At 71.1% G+C, this 18,825-nt stretch carries 17 protein-coding genes and 2 pseudogenes; 7 read left to right on the forward strand and 12 right to left on the reverse strand.

Annotation, left to right across the window (positions count from 1 at the left end; translation table 11 throughout):
* Window positions 1–84: 84 nt before the first annotated feature.
* Genes ABZ862_RS30680 through ABZ862_RS30690 form a run of 3 tightly spaced genes read right to left on the reverse strand, consistent with a single transcriptional unit; the run spans window position 85 to window position 3,241 of the window.
* The gene (locus ABZ862_RS30680; protein ID WP_360965083.1) at window positions 85–1,878 is read right to left on the reverse strand and encodes an ABC transporter permease; all 1,794 of its coding nucleotides are present in this window, start codon (window positions 1,876–1,878) and stop codon (window positions 85–87) included.
* Window positions 1,803–2,504, reverse strand: a complete 702-nt coding sequence (locus ABZ862_RS30685; protein WP_360965086.1) for a hypothetical protein — start codon at window positions 2,502–2,504, stop codon at window positions 1,803–1,805. Before ABZ862_RS30685 ends, ABZ862_RS30680 begins: the two co-directional genes overlap by 76 nt.
* Complete coding sequence (locus ABZ862_RS30690; protein WP_360965089.1) at window positions 2,501–3,241, reverse strand: ABC transporter ATP-binding protein; 741 nt, start codon at window positions 3,239–3,241, stop codon at window positions 2,501–2,503. The genes ABZ862_RS30685 and ABZ862_RS30690 overlap by 4 nt, the downstream gene beginning before the upstream one ends.
* 152 nt (window positions 3,242–3,393) lie before the next feature.
* Here ABZ862_RS30690 and ABZ862_RS30695 point away from each other — a divergent pair, with 152 nt between their 5' ends.
* Window positions 3,394–3,960, forward strand: a complete 567-nt coding sequence (locus tag ABZ862_RS30695; protein ID WP_360965092.1) for a TetR/AcrR family transcriptional regulator — start codon at window positions 3,394–3,396, stop codon at window positions 3,958–3,960.
* Between the two features lie 133 nt (window positions 3,961–4,093).
* Here the strand turns inward: ABZ862_RS30695 and ABZ862_RS30700 are convergent.
* Both ABZ862_RS30700 and ABZ862_RS30705 read right to left on the reverse strand, forming a co-directional pair.
* Window positions 4,094–4,462 (reverse strand): annotated as a pseudogene (locus ABZ862_RS30700) (two-component sensor histidine kinase); the annotation flags it as partial.
* A gap of 321 nt (window positions 4,463–4,783) precedes the next feature.
* Window positions 4,784–4,987: a cold-shock protein gene (locus ABZ862_RS30705; protein WP_004979083.1), complete on the reverse strand. Its 204-nt coding sequence runs from the start codon at window positions 4,985–4,987 to the stop codon at window positions 4,784–4,786.
* A gap of 215 nt (window positions 4,988–5,202) precedes the next feature.
* Between ABZ862_RS30705 and ABZ862_RS30710 the strand changes: the two genes are divergently transcribed.
* Window positions 5,203–5,814, forward strand: coding sequence for a hypothetical protein (locus tag ABZ862_RS30710; RefSeq protein ID WP_360965096.1), 612 nt, complete (start codon window positions 5,203–5,205; stop codon window positions 5,812–5,814).
* On the opposite strand, the gene ABZ862_RS30715 is transcribed toward ABZ862_RS30710, so the two are convergent.
* The gene (locus ABZ862_RS30715) at window positions 5,760–7,034 is read right to left on the reverse strand and encodes a glycoside hydrolase family 6 protein (protein WP_360965099.1); all 1,275 of its coding nucleotides are present in this window, start codon (window positions 7,032–7,034) and stop codon (window positions 5,760–5,762) included. The two genes, ABZ862_RS30710 and ABZ862_RS30715, sit on opposite strands and share 55 nt — an antisense overlap.
* 755 nt (window positions 7,035–7,789) lie before the next feature.
* Window positions 7,790–7,954 (reverse strand): annotated as a pseudogene (locus tag ABZ862_RS30720) (ATP-binding cassette domain-containing protein); the annotation flags it as partial.
* A 27-nt stretch (window positions 7,955–7,981) separates the two neighbouring features.
* Here ABZ862_RS30720 and ABZ862_RS30725 point away from each other — a divergent pair.
* Complete coding sequence (locus tag ABZ862_RS30725; protein WP_360965102.1) at window positions 7,982–8,200, forward strand: hypothetical protein; 219 nt, start codon at window positions 7,982–7,984, stop codon at window positions 8,198–8,200.
* Here ABZ862_RS30725 and ABZ862_RS30730 read toward each other — a convergent pair.
* Both ABZ862_RS30730 and ABZ862_RS30735 read right to left on the reverse strand, forming a co-directional pair.
* Complete coding sequence (locus ABZ862_RS30730) at window positions 8,157–10,643, reverse strand: FtsX-like permease family protein (protein ID WP_360965105.1); 2,487 nt, start codon at window positions 10,641–10,643, stop codon at window positions 8,157–8,159. The two genes, ABZ862_RS30725 and ABZ862_RS30730, sit on opposite strands and share 44 nt — an antisense overlap.
* Complete coding sequence (locus tag ABZ862_RS30735) at window positions 10,640–11,455, reverse strand: ABC transporter ATP-binding protein (RefSeq protein ID WP_360965108.1); 816 nt, start codon at window positions 11,453–11,455, stop codon at window positions 10,640–10,642. Before ABZ862_RS30735 ends, ABZ862_RS30730 begins: the two co-directional genes overlap by 4 nt.
* Before the next feature lie 392 nt (window positions 11,456–11,847).
* Between ABZ862_RS30735 and ABZ862_RS30740 the strand changes: the two genes are divergently transcribed.
* Window positions 11,848–12,636 (forward strand): class I SAM-dependent methyltransferase, encoded by a 789-nt coding sequence (locus ABZ862_RS30740; RefSeq protein ID WP_360965111.1) that lies wholly within the window; start codon window positions 11,848–11,850, stop codon window positions 12,634–12,636.
* Between the two features lie 47 nt (window positions 12,637–12,683).
* Here the strand turns inward: ABZ862_RS30740 and ABZ862_RS30745 are convergent, their stop codons facing one another.
* Entirely contained in the window at window positions 12,684–12,824 is a 141-nt protein-coding gene (locus ABZ862_RS30745; RefSeq protein ID WP_360965114.1) for a hypothetical protein, read from the reverse strand.
* 19 nt (window positions 12,825–12,843) lie between these two features.
* Window positions 12,844–13,716: an SDR family NAD(P)-dependent oxidoreductase gene (locus tag ABZ862_RS30750; protein ID WP_360965117.1), complete on the reverse strand. Its 873-nt coding sequence runs from the start codon at window positions 13,714–13,716 to the stop codon at window positions 12,844–12,846.
* A gap of 322 nt (window positions 13,717–14,038) precedes the next feature.
* Here ABZ862_RS30750 and ABZ862_RS30755 point away from each other — a divergent pair, with 322 nt between their 5' ends.
* Together ABZ862_RS30755 and ABZ862_RS30760 are read left to right on the forward strand one after the other, a co-directional pair.
* A complete protein-coding gene (locus tag ABZ862_RS30755; protein WP_360965120.1) occupies window positions 14,039–14,977 on the forward strand; it encodes an oxidoreductase in 939 nt (312 codons plus the stop codon).
* Window positions 14,977–15,540, forward strand: coding sequence for a TetR/AcrR family transcriptional regulator (locus ABZ862_RS30760; RefSeq protein WP_360965123.1), 564 nt, complete (start codon window positions 14,977–14,979; stop codon window positions 15,538–15,540). The genes ABZ862_RS30755 and ABZ862_RS30760 overlap by 1 nt, the downstream gene beginning before the upstream one ends.
* A gap of 590 nt (window positions 15,541–16,130) precedes the next feature.
* On the opposite strand, the gene ABZ862_RS30765 is transcribed toward ABZ862_RS30760, so the two are convergent.
* Complete coding sequence (locus tag ABZ862_RS30765; RefSeq protein ID WP_360965126.1) at window positions 16,131–16,640, reverse strand: glucosaminidase domain-containing protein; 510 nt, start codon at window positions 16,638–16,640, stop codon at window positions 16,131–16,133.
* 871 nt (window positions 16,641–17,511) lie between these two features.
* On the opposite strand from ABZ862_RS30765, the gene ABZ862_RS30770 reads away from it, so the two are divergent.
* Window positions 17,512–18,699: an ISAs1 family transposase gene (locus ABZ862_RS30770; protein WP_360965129.1), complete on the forward strand. Its 1,188-nt coding sequence runs from the start codon at window positions 17,512–17,514 to the stop codon at window positions 18,697–18,699.
* Window positions 18,700–18,825: the final 126 nt, after the last annotated feature.

The raw sequence follows: 18,825 nt of genomic DNA on the forward strand, positions 1-18,825 counted from the left end.
GGTGCTGTCCTTCGGGATGATGTCGCGGGGTCGGGACGGCGCTGCGGACGCCGGGACGGTGCTGCGGGCCCGGCGGGACGAGTGCTAAAGACTCACGAGGGCTTCACGTACGGTCGTCAGCGAGGCGCGTCGGGCGGCGGCGCTGGCCGCGGCGGCGCCCGCCAGGGTCACCAGGCTCCACAGCACGAGCGCGGGGAGCGAGAAGGCGAACGGAAGGTCCTGGAGGAACGCCTGCCGGCCGATGAAGGCCCCGAACACCCGGGTCAGCGGCAGCGCCGCCACCGTGGCGAGCAGCAGGCTGAGCGCGGCCGTCAGGACGCCCTCGGTGACGACGACGGCACGGATCACGGAGGCGGTGGCGCCGAGCGTGCGCAGCACCCCGAACTCCCTGGTCCTCTCGAGGACACTGGTGCTCAACGCGGAGGCGAGGCCCAGCAGTCCCACGAAGCCCATCACGACCGCGAGGGCGATCAGGGCGTCGGCCAGGACCAGGACATGTCCGTCCAGGGCCACGCGCAGGGTGTCGATGGTGCCGGTCTGCTGGATGCCCGTGCCCGCCCCGGTCAGGGTCTTGTCCAGTCGGTCGAGGACCGCCTGCCGGCTCGCGGGATCGTGACGGTCGGTGACGACGCGCAGCATCTCGGCCCGGCCGGGAGTTCCGGTGATTGCGGCGTAGTCCCGGTCGGTCAGGTAGGCGGCGCCCAGGGTGCCGAAGTCGGAGACGATACCCACCACCCGGCGGGTGACGGGGTGTCCGGCGACGGTGACGGTGACGGTGTCTCCGACGGTGGTGCCGGGGGCCTGCTGCGCGGGTACCAGGTTGTTCAGCACGACGGCGTCGGTGTCGTCGGGCCGCAGCCATCGGCCTGCGGTGAGCGGCAGATGCATCAGACGGGTGCCGGCGGGTGGCGCCATCACGGTGAAGCTGTCGTGGGCCTCGTCGGGGTAGACGCGCGCCACGTCGACCCGTCCGGCCGTGTGGACGGTGGCTGCGGCGCGGCCCCAGGCCTCGGCGGCCGCCACGCCGCGGGTCGCGCGTGCGAGGGCCACGAGCCGGTCGGCGGAGTAGGGCTTGTCGAGCCGTATCTCGATGTCGTAGCGGCGCTGGGCGACGCTCTGGGTGACCAGGGAGCTCCAGCCGCCCGCGGTGTTCAGTCCGGTGAGGAACATGGTGCCGGCGACGGCGAGCAGCCCCACACCGAGGGCCAGGCGCCCGCGGCGCCGGAACATGGTGCGCAGGGCCATCAGCTGGGTGCGGCCGGGGCCGCGGAGGCGGGTCAGGAGCCGCTCCGGGAAGCCGCCCGGGACACCGGGGCCGGCCCCGGCGTCGTCGATGGCCCGGCGCACGGTGACCCGGCTGCCGCGCAGCAGCGGCACCAGGGCCACCAGCAGGGGTATGCCCACCCCGGCGCCCAGCGCCACCGCGTACACCCAGGCGGGTACGGACTCACCGGCGATGTCGAGGTTGAGCAGACGGGCGCCCTGCCCGGCCAGGACACGCCCCAGGGCGAGTCCGGGTGCGAGCGCGAGCGCGGTGGCGGTGACCGCGACGAACGCGGCCTGCGCCAGGTACATCAGGAGTATCTGGCCGGTGCGGGCGCCGACCGCCTTCATGGCCCCGATCTGCCGGATCTGCGCGGTCAGCATGCCGCCGAGCATCGTGGCGACCAGGACCGAGGCCAGCAGCAGCGCCGTCAGTCCGAAAGCCAGGAGCACGAACCCGACCATGACCATCTGCCCCTGGTGGGGATGCCGGCCGGGGGGCGGGATGTCGATGCTGCTGACCGGGTGCCCCAGCGTCTTCAGCCGAATGGCGACGCGCTGCGCGGTGCGGTCGATGACCGGGGAACTGGTGGAGGCCGTGGAGTGGTCGCCCACGACGATGCGCAGTTGGTCCAGGACCTGGTGCCGCCCCAGGGGGCCAGCGCGGTGGTGGTGGCGTAGCCATAGGCGGTCTGCTCCTGCCCGGCCGGGGCCACTCCGCCGTCGTGCACCGAACCGGCCACCGTCATGGGGGCCGGCGCGCCTCCGGGTGCCTCGACCGTCACCCGTTGGCCGGTGCTCACCCCCAGGAAGCCGAGGGCGGTGCGCTCCAGGAACAGGGATCCCTCGGCCGGGGGCCAGCTTCCGGTCTCCACGTCGACCGTGGCGATGCGCCGGGGATCGGCCGGGGCGCCGGCGAAGAGCACCAGGGTGCGCCACGGTCCGTCACCCACCCTGATGCGGGCCTGGAGGGTGCTGCGGGCCGTGGCGCCCAGAACGCCCGGCTGGGCACGTACGGCGGCGAGAGTGGCCTGGTCGACGCCGCCAGGTACATGCAGGGTGGCCGAGGCCGGGTGCGTGGCCCGGTAGTTGCGGGTGATCTCCCGGCCGATGATCGCCCGGGCGGAGAGGAACGCGGTGACCGTGAGCACGCTGACCGCGATCGCGATCGTCATCATCGCGACCCTGGAGCGGGTGGCCCACAGGTCGCGGCCCAGTTTCCGCAGCCGCAGGCGGGTCACGAGGCCACGCCCTCTCGTGCGTTCCGGGTCGCCGTGTCCTGGCTGACCGCGCCGTCGGTGAGGGTGATCCGGCGGGTGGCGTGGCGGGACAGGTCGCGTTCGTGGGTGACCATGACCACGGTCCGGCCCTCGGCCGCCATCTGCGCGAACAGGTCCAGCACGCTGTCGGAGGTCGCCGAGTCCAGGTTGCCGGTCGGTTCGTCGGCCAGCAGCACGGGGGGCTCGTTCGCCAGGGCCCGCGCGATCGCGGCGCGCTGCTGCTGGCCGCCCGACAGCGCCGAGGGCAGCTTGTCCGCCTGCTCGCGGATGCCGACCCGGGCCAGGAGTTCCAGGGCCCGGGCACGGCGGTGCCGGGCGGGGAACGTGTCGCACAGGTCCATCGGCAGCATCACGTTCTCCGCCACGGTCAGGGTGGGCAGCAGCTGGAAGAACTGGAAGACCAGGCCGATGCACCTGCCCCGCCACGCGGCGAGCCGTGAGCCCTTGAGCGTGTGGACGGCCGTACCCGCCAGGACGATCTCTCCGGCGGTGGGCCGGTCGATGCCGGCCAGCAGGTTCAGCAGCGTGGTCTTGCCGCTGCCCGACCGGCCCACCACGGCGACGAATTCTCCCGGCACGACCCGCAGGTCGACCCCGGCGAGCGCGGTGACCTCACCCGAAGGCAGCGAATAGGTCTTGAAGAGTCCTCGAGCCGTGATCACCGGATCACTCGCGGAGTTCTGCACGCGGGGCGTCATACGGCACCACCTCATCCCTGGCGATAGTTTCTGGACGTGTGTTCACTAACGGATTAAGGTCCAGAAACGTAGGCGGGACAAGAAACAGGCGACGGCACGGTGTGCGGAACCGGACAGCAGCCGCACCCGGCGTCCAGGAACAGGGAGTGACGATGGTCACAAGGCCCGACCGGAGGGTTCGCCGCACCCAGCAGGCACTGCAGAGCGCCCTCCTCCGGCTCATGGCGGAGAAGGGCTATGAGAACGTGACGATCCAGGACATCATCGACCGCGCCGACGTGGGCCGCTCCACCTTCTACAACCACTACTCCAACAAGGACGAGCTGCTCACGGACGGCTTCGCCGACCTCCGCACCCTGATCGACCGGCCGGCGCCGAACGCCACCGCGGCACCGGCCCGCGACCCGCTGCGTTTCAGCCTGCCGTTCCTGCGCCACCTCCAGGAGCAGCGGAACCTCGCGCGGGCCGTCTTCACCCAGAGCGGCCTGCGCCCCGTGCTGCAGCACATCGAGGAGCTGCTCGCCGACGTCGTGCGCGACGAGATCCCCGCCGCCACCCCGTGCGGAGTCCCCCGAGAGGCGGTCGTCCGCTTCGTCGTCGCCGCCCACCTCGCCTGCCTGCGGTGGTGGCTCACCGAGAGCCCGCAGAGCACACCGGAGGAGATCGACGAGATCTTCCGCACGCTCGCCCGACCCGGTATCGAGGGCGGCGGACGGTGACCGGCGTCCCGGAGCCGTCGGGAGAGTCTCGGTCCGGCGGCTCGCCACCCTCCGCGCCCTCGCGCGCAAAGAGGAACTCTCCGCCGCTTCCGGTGCCCGCGTCGTCCGCCGGAGGGCTGGCCGAGTCGTCGGAGTGCAGCGGCAGCAGGACGCGGAGGGTGGTGCCCTGGCCTGGGGCGGTGTCTGCGCGGTAGAAGACGCGGGTGGCCTCCTCGGCGGTCGTCCCGGGGCCCTGGTCGTTCAGCCCGAGGACGGCCCTGCCGTCGAGGGTGCCCACGCCGATCCGTACCGGCGTGCCGGGCGGCCCGCCGTCCGGGCCGGTCAGGGTGACGGGATGTTCGGGCGCCAGGGCCCGCAGGTCGTGCAGGGTGTCGGCGGCCGGCGTGCGCAGGCCCATCGGTGTGAGCCGCAGCGGCGGGCGCGCATCCGCACCGGTCTCCTCGTCGAGACGGGCGAGCAGCAGGTCCTCGACGATGCACACCAGTCGGGCCGCCTCACCTTCGGTGGGCCGGATCCGGGCGAACGTGAACGTCCCATGGGAGCGCCGAGTCCCTGAACTGGTCCGACGCCGACGCCGACGCCGACGCCGGGGCCCGTGGGAGCGCGGACTCACACGCAACTCTCCTGGTGGCGCGCACGGCAGGGCCGACGGCACGCGGGCGGCCCCGGAGGTACTCCTGCGGTGCGCTGGTGGGCTCGGACCACGGTTGACAAACTTCGGGGTCGGCAGCGGCGGAACCCCTGCGGTGATCCCGACGCCGACCGTCCGCAGGGCGGAGGCCGGCGCCGGGACGGTGGTCGGCCGGTGCCCGGAGCTGTCCGGTCAGGCGGGGGTGATGTTCTCCGCCTGCGGCCCCTTCTGGCCCTGGGTGACGTCGAAGGTGACAGCCTGGCCTTCCTGCAGCTCACGGAAGCCGGACGCGTTGATGTTGGAGTAGTGCGCGAAGACGTCGGGACCCCCGCCGTCCTGGGCGATGAAACCGAAGCCCTTCTCGGCGTTGAACCACTTGACGGTTCCGCTGGCCATGCTGGTACCTCTCGGTCGTTGTCAGAACCGCGCGACGCGGCCCCGGCGGATCACGCCGTGGTCGGGCACTTGACAGCAAAGCGCCCGCGCAGCAGCGCGGGCAGTCTGCGGACCACGGCATCCGACGACGACGCTATACGCCGTGACGGGCTCGTGCTACAGAGAAACGGCCATGATCAGCCTCGGCCCGCCACATTTTCCTGGGAGAAGGCCTCGTGAAAGCAGTCCAGGTCGTCGGCCACGGCCGCGACCCCGGGATGACCGGCGTCCCGACCCCCTCGGTGACCGGCCCGTACGACGTGGTCGGGAGGATCGGCGGCGCCGTCGTGTGCCGGGCCGACCTGCACATCCTCGTCTGTGCGGTCATCGGCGCCGGCGGGCTCGGGCACATCGGCGTGCAGGTGCTCAAGGCCCTGACGGCCGCCGAGATCGTGGTCGTCGACCGCAACCCGGACGCGGTGGAGCCGGCCGGCTCCACCGGAGCCGACGACCGGGTGTCCCGCCCGAACCGGCGGACACCCCACCCGAGAGCACCGGGAAGTCCGCCCGGGCGGACCCGCGCCGAACCGGGCCGCCCGGGCGCTGGGCCGGCTGTCCCGGGGCGTCGGCTCCTATCCGTCCGTCGCCCGGACCACGGGCGGACCGCCGTCCGCGGGGACGGTCACGTGCTGCCCGTGGCGGCAGGGGACGAGCCGGTCGGAAAGCCCCCGCTGGGCGAACGCCTCGATCGGCGACAGACACCCCCGCGGTGCGCGGGGGTGTCCGGGCGGGCTCAGCGGTTGAACGTCAGACGCGGTACCGCGTTGCGCGCCAGGGCGTGGGCCTGATCGGGCCACCACGCGCCGGCCGGCGGGTCGACGATGCCGTACTCGGGGTCGACCGTTCCGCCGGTGTTGCGCGTGCAACTGCCGTCGGACTCACCGGGCACCTTGATCCACAGATAGGCGTCGACGAGCGGGACGCCGGTGTCGGCGGTGGGGCGCGGACCGAGGCCTCGGCCGGGGGCGTTGCACCACACCTCCGGGTCCCCGGTGTACTTGCCCGGCTCAGGGGTCCACGCCCCCCGGCCGTTGCGGCTGGTGTCGACCACGAAGTGGCGCAGTCCGTCGGCCGGCGGGGTGCCGGTGTTCTGGTCGAACCAGGCGTCGGTCCAGTGCCAGGTGGCGGGGTCGGACGAGGAGACGGAGCTGCCGGGGGTGCCGTCGTTGGGTGCGGCGGACGAGTAGTACTGGCTGGCGCACCGGTCGGTGTGGCCGCGCGCCTGCTCGGGTCCCTCGGTGGCGTACCACATGCACTTGGCGATCCAGGTGCCGTACCTGGTGCTGTGGTCGGTGGGGTGCTGGTTGGACACGTTCAGGGCGAAGCCGTCGCCGTACCGGACCCCGGCGTCCAGCAGCCGCCGCGCGATCTCGCCCACGGCGTGCCACTGGACGTTGCCCGCGTCCAGGTAGACCGCGGTGCGCGGTCCGGCCTTCAGGGTCTTGACGGCGTACTGGAGGTCGGCGATCCGGGCGGCCGTGAGTTCGCCCGTCGGGTCGGTGGTGGCCCCGCAGTCCTGGGGGAGCAGGGCCAGCCCGTCGGGTTCGACGACGACCACGGCCCCGCTGCCGCCGATGCCGTCGGCGAAGGCGTCGATCCACTGCCGGTAGGCGGCGGACGACGGGGCTCCGCCACTGGAGTACTGCGAGCAGTCCCGGCCCGGGACGTCGTAGGCGACCAGGACCGGGGTACGGTGGACGGTCCGGGCCCGCTGGACGAGCTTCTTCACCGCGACGCGCACCTCACCGGGCGTCCCCTCGGTGAACCACTCGGCCTGCGGCCAGCTCGCGAGTCTGGCCATGTTCTTGCCGTTCTCCGTGTCGCCGTTCCTGAAGTCCACGAGGGCCTGATCCGCGGCCTTGCTGTGCGGGTCGACGTAGAGCTTCGTGGCCGGGGTGATCACGTCTCGCGTGGGTGCGGCCTGTGCCTGCGTCGTGGTGAGGGCTGCGCAAGCGGTGAGCGTCGTGAGGGCGGCGACCGTGCGGCGCCGTAAGCTGCCTGGTTGCATGGCTGCTCCTGGTCGATGAGTGGATGAGAAGCGCCAGCGCCAGGCCGGGGGCGTGTCGGCCGCCTTGCGTACGGCGGTGAGCGGCGACCCCGGCCGGAGTGCGGCGGACGGTGCCCGTGACCCCGTCGCGGGGCGGCGAGACACCGGGTCACGGGAGTACCGGATCAGTGGCCGCGGATCATCGGGCAGACGGCTTCGGGGGAGGAACTGCCCGGCTGGCGGCGAGCGTCGGCGGGAGGGCCGGGAGCGCTGCCGCGCGCTGTGAGTCTGCGGCGCACGACTGTACCTCCGTCTCTTGGCAGGTTGCGTCACACACTCTCGTCCGGAGTGTGCGGCGCGCTGAGGAAGTGCGGTGGTACGACGTCCCGTTGTGCCGGCGAGCTCTCCGGCGGGGGCGGCACCCCAGGATCGACGACAAAAACGTGGGAGCGCTCCCATGAGGAGCGGTCCCGAAGACACCGAAGGTTTTGGGGTGTGATCGGTATCGTGTTGCGAGCAGATAAAGCTGTCAAGTGCCCGTGTGCGGTGGCACTTCGTGCGCCCGGGACAAGACCTTGCGGCCTCGGGCCGGGAAACGGCCCCGGCCGGCCGCCGCCCACCGCCGGTACACGCTTCTGGCGAACCCGGCCCAGCTGTCCACGGCCACCTGTACGGCAAGGTCGGTCCGCTGCCGGAACGACATGGCTCCCCGGGCCCGCGTCCCCTCCGTGGCCGCCGGCCCGGCCCACGAGCGGGACGTGCCCCGCGGTGGGTTTCTCCAGGAGGTTCACGCAGCGCAGCAGGGTGGACTTGCCGGAGCCCGACGGGCCGATGACGCACACCACGTCGCCCCGGCCGATCTCCAGGTCGATGCCGCGCGGCACCTCGTTGTCGCCGAACGACTTGTGCAGCGCGCGGACCTCGATCTCCGGCCGGCTCATCTCACGGCCCCCTGGGCCTTCGCCTCCATGCGGCGCACGACGAAGCCGAAGAGCAAGGACGTCTTCGGCGGGCTCACCGTGCGTGCGACGGAGGCCATCGTCGCGGATCCGCGGCAGGCGGCCGGCGACTTCGTCTGGTACCGCACCGGCTGGGAGGAGATCCAGTACCGCAGGGACGGCATCACGATCGACTGGTCGGACTTCACTGGTTCCGGTCGCGTAGTGCCGCGCGTGCCGGGAGGCTGACGGAGAGCAGGGTGAGGGCCACCGCGGCCGCGGCGAATGCGGCGTAGACCAGTGGAGGTATGTACGGGGGCTCCCCTGTCAGGCCGCGCGTCATCGGGACGAGCGTGACCGCGGTGATGGCCGTGGCCAGGGCCACACCTGAGACGGACACGAGCAGGGCCTCCCAGCGGAGCATCCGCATCACCTGGAGCCGGGTGGCGCCGACGAGACGGAGCAGGCCCATCTCACGGCGGCGGTCGAGGACGGTCATCACGAGGGTGTTGACGGCGGCGACGGTTGCGAAGCCGCCGAGGACAGCGGCCATCGTGTAGTTGGCCCAGGCGTTGAGTTCACGGTCGGCGTTCTGCCGGACGGCGTACCCGGAGGTGCCGGTGACCTTGCCCAGCGGCGCGAGAGCCTCGGCGTCTCCGCCCCGTACCAGCAGGACGCTGTCGAAGCCCGAGGTGACGTGGGCGGTCAGGGACGCCCGATCCATGGTCACCGCCGGCAGGCCGAGACCGCGGCCGTACACGGCGACGACCTCGGGGCTCGTTCCGGTGCCGTCCGGGAGGCGGATCGGCAGCCTGTCGCCGACCTCGGCCTTCGCCGACGTGGAGAGCGCCCTGTCGATGGCGATCCGGCCCCTGCCGACCCGGTCCAGGCTGCCGCTGCGCACGTCCAGGTCCTGCACCTTCGCGAGCTGCGTGCCGGAGCCGGAAATGCCTTGGGCCGACGAGTCCTCCAGCCGCCGGTCGTGGCCGGAGCCGACAGCCACGAGCACCTGGGTCTCGAGCAGCCCCACGGCCGCTTCGACGCCGGGGAGGCGGGCTGCCCGGTCGGCGGTGCCGACGGGCAGCCCGGCGGGGTCCGTGATCACGTGGTCCGCGGTGACACCCGCACGCAGCTGCTTCGCGGCGGCATGGGTCTCGCTCGTGTGCATGAAGACGAGCGTCGAGGCGAAGGTCATCGCCAGCGTGATCGGAGTGATCGCGGAGGCCAGCCGACGGGCGTTCGTACGGGAGTTGGCGGCCGCGAGCGAGGCCGCGGCGCCGGCGGCTCTCAGCGGGAGTCCGATCAGTTCCGCGCACAGCCGCGCCACCAGCGGGCCGAGCAGCGCGATGGCGAGCATGAAGAGCATGACGACGCCGAGGGATGCCTCGGCCGCGTCCTCCCCGGCCGAACGGGCGGCGAAAACGGCAAGGAAACCACCGCCGACGAGGGCGCCCAGGCCCAGGACGGTACGGATCACGCTTGGCCGCAGCCGCTCCACCGACGCCTCGGTGAGCGCCTGGCCCGGCCTGATCCGCGCGGGCCTGCGCCCGGCGGCCCAACCGGCGATGAGCGCGGTCAGCAGTCCCGTCCCGACGGCGACGAGGAGCGGGATGAAGGAGACACGCAGGTCCACGGCCTGCGGGACTGCCCCGCGGTCCTTCATCTGTCCGAACCACCAGTGTGCGAGTCCGATGCCGGGCAGGCAGCCGACCAGCCCGGCGGGCGGAGCGACGAGCAGCGCCTCGACGGCGACCGCGCGGCGGATCTGCCGCGGAGTGGCGCCGACGGCCCGCAGCAGCGCGAACTCCCGGGCGCGCTGGGCCACGGACAGTGCGATCGTGCCGGACGCGGTGAAGACGGCGACCATGGCGGCGATTCCGCCGAAGGAACCGCCGAGCCCCGAGAGCGTCTCCTTGGCGTACCCCAGCCCGCGGTCCTCGACGGTGCCCCGGCTGTCGCCGGTGTGTACCTCGGCGCCGGAGCCGGCGAGCGACTTCCTCACACCGGCAGCGAGACTGTCGGCGTCCACGCCGTCTTTCGCCAGTACGGCGATGGCGTCTGCCTTGCCGGGGTGCCCGGCGAGCGCCGGGGCCCGGGCGTCGGCGAACCAGCCCGTGGAGCCCTCGGCCACGTCTCCGGGCCCGGCCTCCGCCAGCCCGGAGACACGGAACTCGAAGTGCCCGGTGGCCGTTTCGAGCGCGACGGTGTCACCGATGCCGGCCTTCATCGCCCCTGCGGCGGCGTCGTCGAGCACGACCTCGCCGGTCCGGGGGGCGGCACCGTCGGTGAGGGCGGCACCGGTGAAGCCGTGCGATCCCCAGCCGTGGCCGGTCATCACACCGTTGCCCTGGCGCACGGGGAAGGTGAAGTCCGGTACCGCAGCCTTCGCACCGGGCGCCTGTGCCGCCTTGTCCGCCAACGCGGTGTCCAGGCGTGCCGTGTCCGGCAGCGGTTTGGCCGACTCGTCGTCGCTGCCCTTGTCGGCGAGGGCGTACTGGTCCGCCGCCACGACGACTGCAGCCTCCGCGTACCGCTGTGGCGGTACCGAGGCGCGGACGCCTGTCTCCAGGAGGATGCCGCAGGCGGAGACGATCAGTGCCGCCATCATCAGCGCGACGAACGTGCCGGCGAACGACGCCGGTTTGAAGCGAACGGCCGCACGGGCGAGGCCGCTGGGGGCGAACCTCCTCACGCCGTGGCTCCCGCCGTCGTGCCCGTGCGGGAGGCGAGCGCGGCCATCCGCGCCGCGATGTGCTCCGCCGAGCTGTCGTCGAGGCTGCCGGCGAGAACCCCGTCCGCGAGAAACAGCACGCGGTCGGCCCATATGGCGGCGGCCGGGTCGTGGGTGACCATGACGACGGTGGCACCGAGGCCGTCCACCGCCTGCCGGAGCAGGCCGAGGACCTCGGCAGCGGTACCGGTGTCCAGGGCGCCGGTGGGCTCGTCGGCGAAGATCACGTCCGGGGCCGTGACCAGCGCGCGGGCGATGGTGACGCGTTGCTGCTGGCCGCCGGAGAGTTCGTCGGGCCGACTTCTCGCCCTGTCGGCGAGCCCGACCCGCGCCAGCACGGCGGCGGCGCGGCGGCGGTCCGGTCGCTGTCCGGCAAGTCGCATCGGGAGCAGCACGTTCTCCTCCACGGTGAGGGAGGGCAGCAGGTTGAAGGCCTGGAAGACGAAGCCGAGGCGGCTGCGGCGCAGTTCGGCGAGTTCGTTCTCGTGCATACCTGTGATTTCCGTACCGCCGAGGCGCACGTACCCGGCCGACGGCCGGTCCAGGCCGGCGGCGCACTGCAGAAAGGTGGACTTGCCGGAACCCGAGGGCCCCATGACGGCAGTGAACGTGCCACGTGGCAGGGCGAGATCGATACCCGCGAGGGCGTGCACGACGCCGGCTCCACGGCCGTACTGCCGCCGGACACCCCGCAGTTCGACGGCGAGACCGGGCGTGCCCTGATCCTCCGGCAGATGGTCCGTCTTCTGCCGCTTGGCCCGGCGCAGCCCCATGTCCCGACCTCTCGTGATCTTCCCCTGCCGATATCCCGAAGCTACGGATCGGGGCCGCTGGGGACCATGACGGCTGCCGGTGGACCGGGGGTGGGGATAACCCGAGGTCGGCCGCGAGAAGCAGCCTCCTTCGCCGCGTCTGCTGATGCGGTTCTTCCAGCCGCCTTCGTCCACGGGGGCCACGCTCGCCGTCGACGGCGGCGCCACCGTGTGACCCGCCTCGTCCGCGGCAGACGAAAGAGCCCGGCCTCAGCTCGCGCTGCCGGTCGGGCCGTTCGTCGTGTCGGGCCGGTCGAGGGCGGCGATGATGTGACTGAGGCTCCAGCCGGCCGCACTGAGTGTCACAGTGGGCCGCGTCCCGTGCGTGCCCTCAGCCGGAAGGAGCGTGCTTGGTGAACTCGATCGTGCAACCGGGCGGAGTCGCAGACGAGTGGCGGGATCGAGTGGCCGCTGTACGCCGCGAGCTCGCCGAGCACGGGCCGCCGCGGAGTCCCCATGGCGGTCCGGACTTCGCCACCGTCACGCTGCCGGAGCGCGAGTGCGATCAGGTACGTGACCTCCTGGTGGATGAGCGGGTCGGCACGGTCGTCGAGATCGGGCTCGCCTATGCCGGCTCGGCGCTGGCGATCAGCGAGGCGCTGCTGCGCACCGGTTCACAAAGCCCGCGGCATGTGGTGATCGACCCGTTCCAGTACACGGCGTACGACGGTGTCGGGTGGGAACTGCTGCGCAGCGCCGGCCTGGACGACATCGCCGAGCTGGTGACCGAACCGTCGCAGCGGTTCCTCGCCCGGTTGGCCGACGCGGGTTTCGCCGCGGACGCGGCGTTCGTCGACGGCAGCCACCATTTCCACAACGTGTTCGTCGACCTCCGCTTCCTGGGTGAGATCGTCCGACCTGGCGGCATCGTGCTGCTCGACGATGTCTGGTGGCCGTCGGCCGGCGCCGCCGTGGCGTACTTTGCGGTCAATCTGGGGTGGCGTCCGATACCGGGCGCTCCGGTCGGCGGGACCGCCGCCCCGGCCGGCGGTCGGCCGCGGATCGGCGCCTACCGGCTGCCCGACCCGCGCCCGACGCCGGGCTTCGAAGAGTTCCGACCGTTCTGCTGGTTCGGGTGGGGCTCGCCAGGCCCACCCGAATCGGGCCGCCGCGCGTCAGCCACAGCGATGGCACCGCGTTGAGCTCGGAGCGTCCGGCTCGAAGCTCACCGGCCGGCTGAAGCGCCCAGTCACACCTCGGCGACACTCATGGGCATCGGCGAGGCCTCGATCGTGGCGTCGTCGGGCAGCTCGTGCAGCGCATCGATCGCCGACGAGGACGGCCCGTCGCCGGCAGCGAGGATGTGTTCGATCAGCGCTTCCATGGCCATGGCCCGCAGCGTACGGCGATCAGAACGCGCGCACCGCGGGCGGCAGGCCCGGGAAGTCTGCCGACTCGCTCACGGACGCCCATTTCTCGACGTCGTCGAGCGCACCACGGTAGACGCGGGTGAGATTGCGGACCGCCTCGGCACCGAGCGGGAGCCGGAGCGGCGCGTCGGGGGTGTCGAGCATGTGGCGGATCACCTGGGCGGCGCGTGCCGGGTCGCCCTCCTGGATGCCGTCGGCCTCGGCCATGTTCGCGCGCACGGCACCGGTGGCCTCGTCGTAGACCGAACTCTGCTGCGCTGTGTTGAGCACGTCGGCGGCGTTGAACGCGGTGCGGAAGCGACTGGGCTCGATGATGAGGACGCGGATACCGAACGGTGCGACCTCGCCCGCGAGCGCCTCCGACCAGCCCTCCAGCGCGAACTTGCCGGCCGAGTAGCTGCCGACGGTGGGGAACGACATCCGCCCGCCCTGGCTGCTCATCTGCACGATCGCACCCGAGCGACGCTCCCGCAGGTGGGGCAGCACGGCACGCACATAGGCGGCCGGCCCGAACAGGTGCTGCTCGAGCATGGCCCGCAGCGCGGCATCCGTGATCTCTTCGGCGGCGCCGACCTGCCCGGCGCCGGCATTGTTGACGAGCACGTCGACACGTCCGAACACCTCCAGCGCGCGCTGCACGACCGCGGCCGCTCCCGCCGTGTCACGCACATCGTGCTCGACGGCGAGGAGCCGGTCCCCGTACCGCGCCTTGAGCCCGTCGAACCGGTCGGCCCGCCGCGCGGTCCCGACCACATGCTCGCCGGCCGCGAGTGCCGCCTCGGCGAGCGCCAGGCCGAGGCCCGAACTCGCGCCCGTGATGATCCATGTCTTCGTCTCGTTCGTCGCGGTCATGGCCCCGACGCTAAAGCTTCGAGCGCGCTCGAAGGCAAGCCGCGCTCAGGCTCGGGAGGCGACGAGCGGTCCGGCCCGTTTGATCCACCGCGCGACGACCTCGGTCCTGGGCGGTGCACGCCGGGGAGCGCGCCGATGCACTCGGCCAGGTACCGGTGCAGGTGGCCGCCGTCGGCGAGCTCGAGGAACGCATGGACGTCGGCACCACCGCGGCGCCCTCGAAGGCGCCCGGTTCTTCGCGCGGTTGCCCCTCTTCGATGCCGTGTTTGCAGACCAGGAACACGCCCACTACATTGAATGAACATTCACTCGGAGGTGTGAGATGGGCTGGACCGCAACCGACATCCCTGACCAGCACGGCCGCACGGCCGTCGTCACCGGCGCCAACGGCGGGCTCGGACTGGTGACCGCGAGGAACCTGGCGGCGAAGGGCGCGCACGTCGTGATGGCCGTGCGCAACCAGGAGAAGGCCGCCGCCGCGGTCGAGGAGATCCGGGCAGCCGTCCCGAACGCCTCACTGGAACTGGTCGCGCTCGACCTGTCCTCGCAGGTGTCCGTGAAGGAGGCCGCGGGGGAGATCCTGGCCGCCCACGACAGCCTCGACCTCCTGGTCAACAACGCGGGTGTCATGGCAATCGCCGAGACGCGCACGGTCGACGGCTTCGAGATGCAGTTCGGTGTCGACCACCTGGGCCACTGGACACTGACCGCGCTCCTGCTGCCCGCGCTGCTGCGCACGCCCGGATCCCGCATCGTCACCGTGACCAGCACCGCCCACCACATGGGCCGCCCCGTCGACGTGGCCAACCCCCACCTGAAGGGCCGCTACGGGCCCTGGCGCGCCTACGGCCAGGCGAAGCTGGCCAACTTCCACTTCGGGCTCGGGCTGCAGCGCGACCTGGAGCGGGCGGGCGCGCACACCGTCAGCTTGATTGCGCACCCCGGTCTGTCCGACACCGACCTCCAGACGGTCAGCGTGGAGGGCTCCGGCGGCGGCGCCTCCCAGCGGTTCTCCCACGCCATGGCCCGGCACACCGGCATGTCCGCCGACAACGGCGCGCTGCCGCAGCTGCGCGCCGCCACCGACCCGGCGGCCAAGGGCGGCGAGTTCTACGGCCCGGTGTTCGTGAACAACGGCGCTCCGGTCCGCAAGCCGATCCTGCGCAGGTTCGGGATGGACCATGCCGTCGCGAAGCTCTGGGAGGTGTCCGAGCGCGAAACCGGTGTCGCGCTCGACCTGCACACCCCGGCCGGCGCGTGATGGCGGCGCCGACCGACCGGGCGGCCGCCGTCCGCGCAGCCCTGCGCAGCCTGGTGGCACAAAACGGCTTCCACGGCACTTCCATGACCGCGGTCGCCCGCGAGGCGGGCGTGGCCACCGGCACCGCCTACACCCACTACGCCTCCAAGGACGAACTGGTGCTGGCGGCGTACGGCGAGACGAAAGCCGCGCTCGGCCTCGCCGCCACGACGGACCTGGACCCCGACCTCCCCGCCGAAAGGCGGTTCCACGCCCTGTGGCTGGCCTGCTACCGGTATGTGAAGGCGAACCCGGACCACGCACGGTTCCTCCTGCAGGTGGAACACTCCCCCTACCGTGGCCCCGCCCACGAATCCGTCCTCACCGACGAGAACAACCCGCTCCTGGCCCAGGTGACCCTGCCCGACATCGCCGCACGACTGCATCCGTTCCCCCTCGACGTGCTCTACGAGCTCTCCCTCAGCCCGGCCGTCCGCCTCGCCGCCGGCGGCATCGAGCTGACCCAGGCCCAGCTCGATGAGATCGCCGACGCCTGCTGGCGGGCCATCAGCCGACCCGAGTGACCACCGCGAGCACACCACCGAACACCAGATCCCCCGGGCCTCGGCCGCTGGCCGCATCTCGCGATGAGCCGACGTTCGCCGCCGGACAACGACCGTCAGGCTCGACCGGCTCACCCGGCACGTCGTCCCCCACCTCGTCACTCTCGGCGCCGACGCTGCCTGCGCGGCTCCGGCCACCTGCCGTCCGGCGCCCGCCGCACCGTCCTCCGCGTAAAGCTCAGAGACCCCTCAACGCTCTCTCCGGGTCTGTACGGTGAGCGGGTCCGGCTCACATTCGGTGGCAACCGTGCGGCACGCCCGCCCCGGTCCTGACAGCGCAGTTCACGGACGGGTGCTGTCGCCGTATCCGGGACAAGAACGCAGCCTGACAACCTCGTATATGCCCCGTCGACCTGAGCCTCTTGCCGTCAGTACCCGTTGCCCCAGGGCGTTACCACCGAATGTGAGCCGGAGCCACTCACCGTACAGACCCTGATGGTCGGCGACAGTGCGCCGAAGCCGTTCTGGCCGCCGGAACTCCCGGGGCCGGTCCAGCAGCAGCGGAGGCAGCACCGCGAAGGCCGACGGCCCCGGGCAGGCCGACGGATTCATCAATGGCTGGGCGTGTGAAAACGGTCGTGCGGCTGGAGATTCTGCTCCCGGATGATTCGCACGAGGAGATCCGCGTAATGCGGGTCCGTAGCGTAGTGGCCGGCGGCCACGGCCCGGGCGAAGGCGATGCCGTCTGTCGTTTTGAAGGCTGCCGCGTAGTTGGAGTTCTTCCGCAGGAATGAGCCATGGTCACGGAAGGAATCCGTCATCGATTTGTATGACCGGAAGTGTGCCTGGACTGTCACGTCGTGACCGTTGATCACTTCGCGGGTGGGTACTGTGACAAATCCGGTGGCGATGGATCCCCACGTCACTTGGCCATTCTGTGTCTGAGCCTTTATCCCGAAGTAGTTGTTGGCGCCGCCTATGTGATGTGTGCCCCATGCGCTCTCCAGAATGGCCTGAGCGACCGTGACGGAGACCGGCACCTGGAATTCCGTCTGTGTGGCCTGGGCTGCGCTGATGGCGTTGCCGAGGAACTGGTGCTGTGCCGTCGTCAGTTTTGGCATTTCTGCTCCATGAAGTGTGCTTCGCAACGCTGGGGCGAAGGTGCTGGACTTCGCTGCAGCGGTGGTCGTTCCCGCCGGAACACGTACTGGGACCCAGGCGGCGCTCACAGAAGGCGGCAACTCCTGTCGGCGGCCTCGTCGCTCGGTGATGAGAAGCGTAAGGCCATTACGACGGTAGCCGGAGTTGCGACCGGGCTCAGCAGCGACGTCTATTGCTCAGCACTCGCGTCGTCAAAAAGGATGGTGGTGCCGAGCAAGGCGAGCTGGCGTGGAGAACGAGTGTCGGTGTGCTAGGAAAAATTCCATGACCACTGTGCTGGGGGCAATGTCATCCTGGTGTTGCGGATGACCTCACAGATCACGATGGCGAACCAGGAAACAGCCAAGATGAAACCGGTGTCCGCGGTCCCTGTTCTGTCTGGGACGTTGCATGGTCTCGGGATTTGCTGGCGCGTGAACGAAGCCAGTTGAAGAGAGGACATACGCCTCACCCGACGCTGCACTTCCGGTAGCGCATAGCCCATGCGATTTCAATGCTATGGGATGTTGTGATGCTGGGCAAATCGCGCGGACCCTCTCTGCCAACTCCTGCTGAGTTTTGGTTCGTCAGGGGATGCCTCTCAGGGTCTTCGGTGGGGTTGGGGTGTTGGTTGTGGATCCATCCGCTCCCTTTCCGTGCTGACGACAGCACGGGAGCGCTGCATACGGCCAGGGCTCCGTCAAGTTCCCTGTAGGTGCGTAGAGTTGGCGATCGCGCCTGGTGAGGGCGGGGAGCAGTACAGGCACGGGAGTTCGTGATGATTGTGGTGACTAAGCCAGATGATCACGAGGACGTCCCGTGCCGGCCGTTGCATCTTCCCCTCTTCCCGCCGTGCTGGCGAAGCTGGGTCCGCTGGACGCGGACCGGATCGCTGACCTGCGCCCCTATCTGGAGTCGGTGCCCGATCCGCGCTCACGCCGGGGTCGCTGGTACTCGTTGACGGCGATCTTGCTGGTGTGTGCCTGCGCGGTCCTCGGTGGCGCGAAGAGCATCGAGGAGATCGCCGAGGCCGGTGACCGGGCGTCCATCGCGCTGTTGACGGCCCTCGGGATCCGCCGTCATCTGCTCGGCTGGCGGCGTAGTCCGAAGCCGGTCACCATCGGACGCGTTCTTGAGGCGCTGGACGGCGATGCCCTGGACCAGGCGGTTGGCGCCTACCTCGCCGACCAGCACCGCAAGGCCCCATCGGCGGACATGCCCTCGGCCCACGTCCGGCGGGTCGTCGCCGTGGACGGTAAAGCGCTCAAGGGCTCGGCCCGCCTGGACGCCCCGCGCCGGCACCTGCTCTCGGCGGTCACGCACGCACCCGTCGCCACCCTCGCCCAGGCCGAGGTCGGGGCCGAGACGAACGAGACGCGGCGCTTCAAGCCGCTGCTGGCACCGCTCGACCTCACGGACACGGTGGTCACCTTCGATGCCCTGCACTCGGTGAAGGCCAACATCACCTGGCTGGTCGAGACGAAGAAAACCCACTGCATCGCGGTCATCAAGACCAACCAGCCCGTCGCGTACACCCAGCTCGACGCCCTGCCCTGGACATCGATCGCCATCCAGCACACCGCCTCCCGCACCGCCCACGGACGGCGCGAGTCCCGGTCGATCAAGACCTGTTCCCTCGCCGGAAGCCTCGGCGGGATCGCCTTCCCCCATGCCGTCCTGGCCATCCGCGTCCACCGCCGCCGCAAGCCCACCGGCAAGCCCGAGACCCGTGAAAGCGTCTACGCCGTCACCAGCCTCGACTCCCACCATGCCACCCCCGCCGACCTCGCCGCCGCCATTCAAGGACATTGGGGAATTGAAAATTCCTCCCACCACATCCGAGATGTCACCTTCGCCGAGGACGCCTCCACCGTTCATGCCGGGAACGCGCCCCGCGCCATGGCCGGCTTCCGCAACCTCGCCATCGGCGCCCTGAAACTTCTCGGAGCCGACAACGTAGCCAAGACCACCCGCGCCCTCCGCCACGAACCCGAACACGCACTCACGATCCTGGGCATCACCAACAAGCCCCGCCCTTAGAAAACTTGACGGAGCCCTGGATGAGATGCGGCCTTCGTGCGCTGCTCGGCAGGGATGTGCTGTCCGGCTGCCATGCCGCGGTCTGCCTGCCGCGTCACAGGGATGGATAGTCGATGAGACCTTCGC

This window comes from Streptomyces sp. NPDC047000, assembly GCF_040644295.1.
In the GTDB taxonomy this organism is placed as follows: Bacteria; Actinomycetota; Actinomycetes; order Streptomycetales; family Streptomycetaceae; genus Streptomyces.

Bases quoted from the DNA above. Each gene is read 5' to 3' on its own strand.
- ABZ862_RS30705 (WP_004979083.1), bottom strand. From the start codon at position 4,987: ATGGCCAGCGGAACCGTCAAGTGGTTCAACGCCGAGAAGGGCTTCGGT.
- ABZ862_RS30750 (WP_360965117.1), bottom strand. From the start codon at position 13,716: ATGACCGCGACGAACGAGACGAAGACATGGATCATCACGGGCGCGAGT.
- ABZ862_RS30715 (WP_360965099.1), bottom strand. From the start codon at position 7,034: ATGCAACCAGGCAGCTTACGGCGCCGCACGGTCGCCGCCCTCACGACG.
- ABZ862_RS30765 (WP_360965126.1), bottom strand. From the start codon at position 16,640: ATGCCAAAACTGACGACGGCACAGCACCAGTTCCTCGGCAACGCCATC.
- ABZ862_RS30725 (WP_360965102.1), top strand. From the start codon at position 7,982: ATGCGGCGCACGACGAAGCCGAAGAGCAAGGACGTCTTCGGCGGGCTC.
- ABZ862_RS30735 (WP_360965108.1), bottom strand. From the start codon at position 11,455: ATGGGGCTGCGCCGGGCCAAGCGGCAGAAGACGGACCATCTGCCGGAG.
- ABZ862_RS30690 (WP_360965089.1), bottom strand. From the start codon at position 3,241: ATGACGCCCCGCGTGCAGAACTCCGCGAGTGATCCGGTGATCACGGCT.
- ABZ862_RS30760 (WP_360965123.1), top strand. From the start codon at position 14,977: ATGGCGGCGCCGACCGACCGGGCGGCCGCCGTCCGCGCAGCCCTGCGC.
- ABZ862_RS30695 (WP_360965092.1), top strand. From the start codon at position 3,394: ATGGTCACAAGGCCCGACCGGAGGGTTCGCCGCACCCAGCAGGCACTG.
- ABZ862_RS30755 (WP_360965120.1), top strand. From the start codon at position 14,039: ATGGGCTGGACCGCAACCGACATCCCTGACCAGCACGGCCGCACGGCC.
- ABZ862_RS30745 (WP_360965114.1), bottom strand. From the start codon at position 12,824: ATGGCCATGGAAGCGCTGATCGAACACATCCTCGCTGCCGGCGACGGG.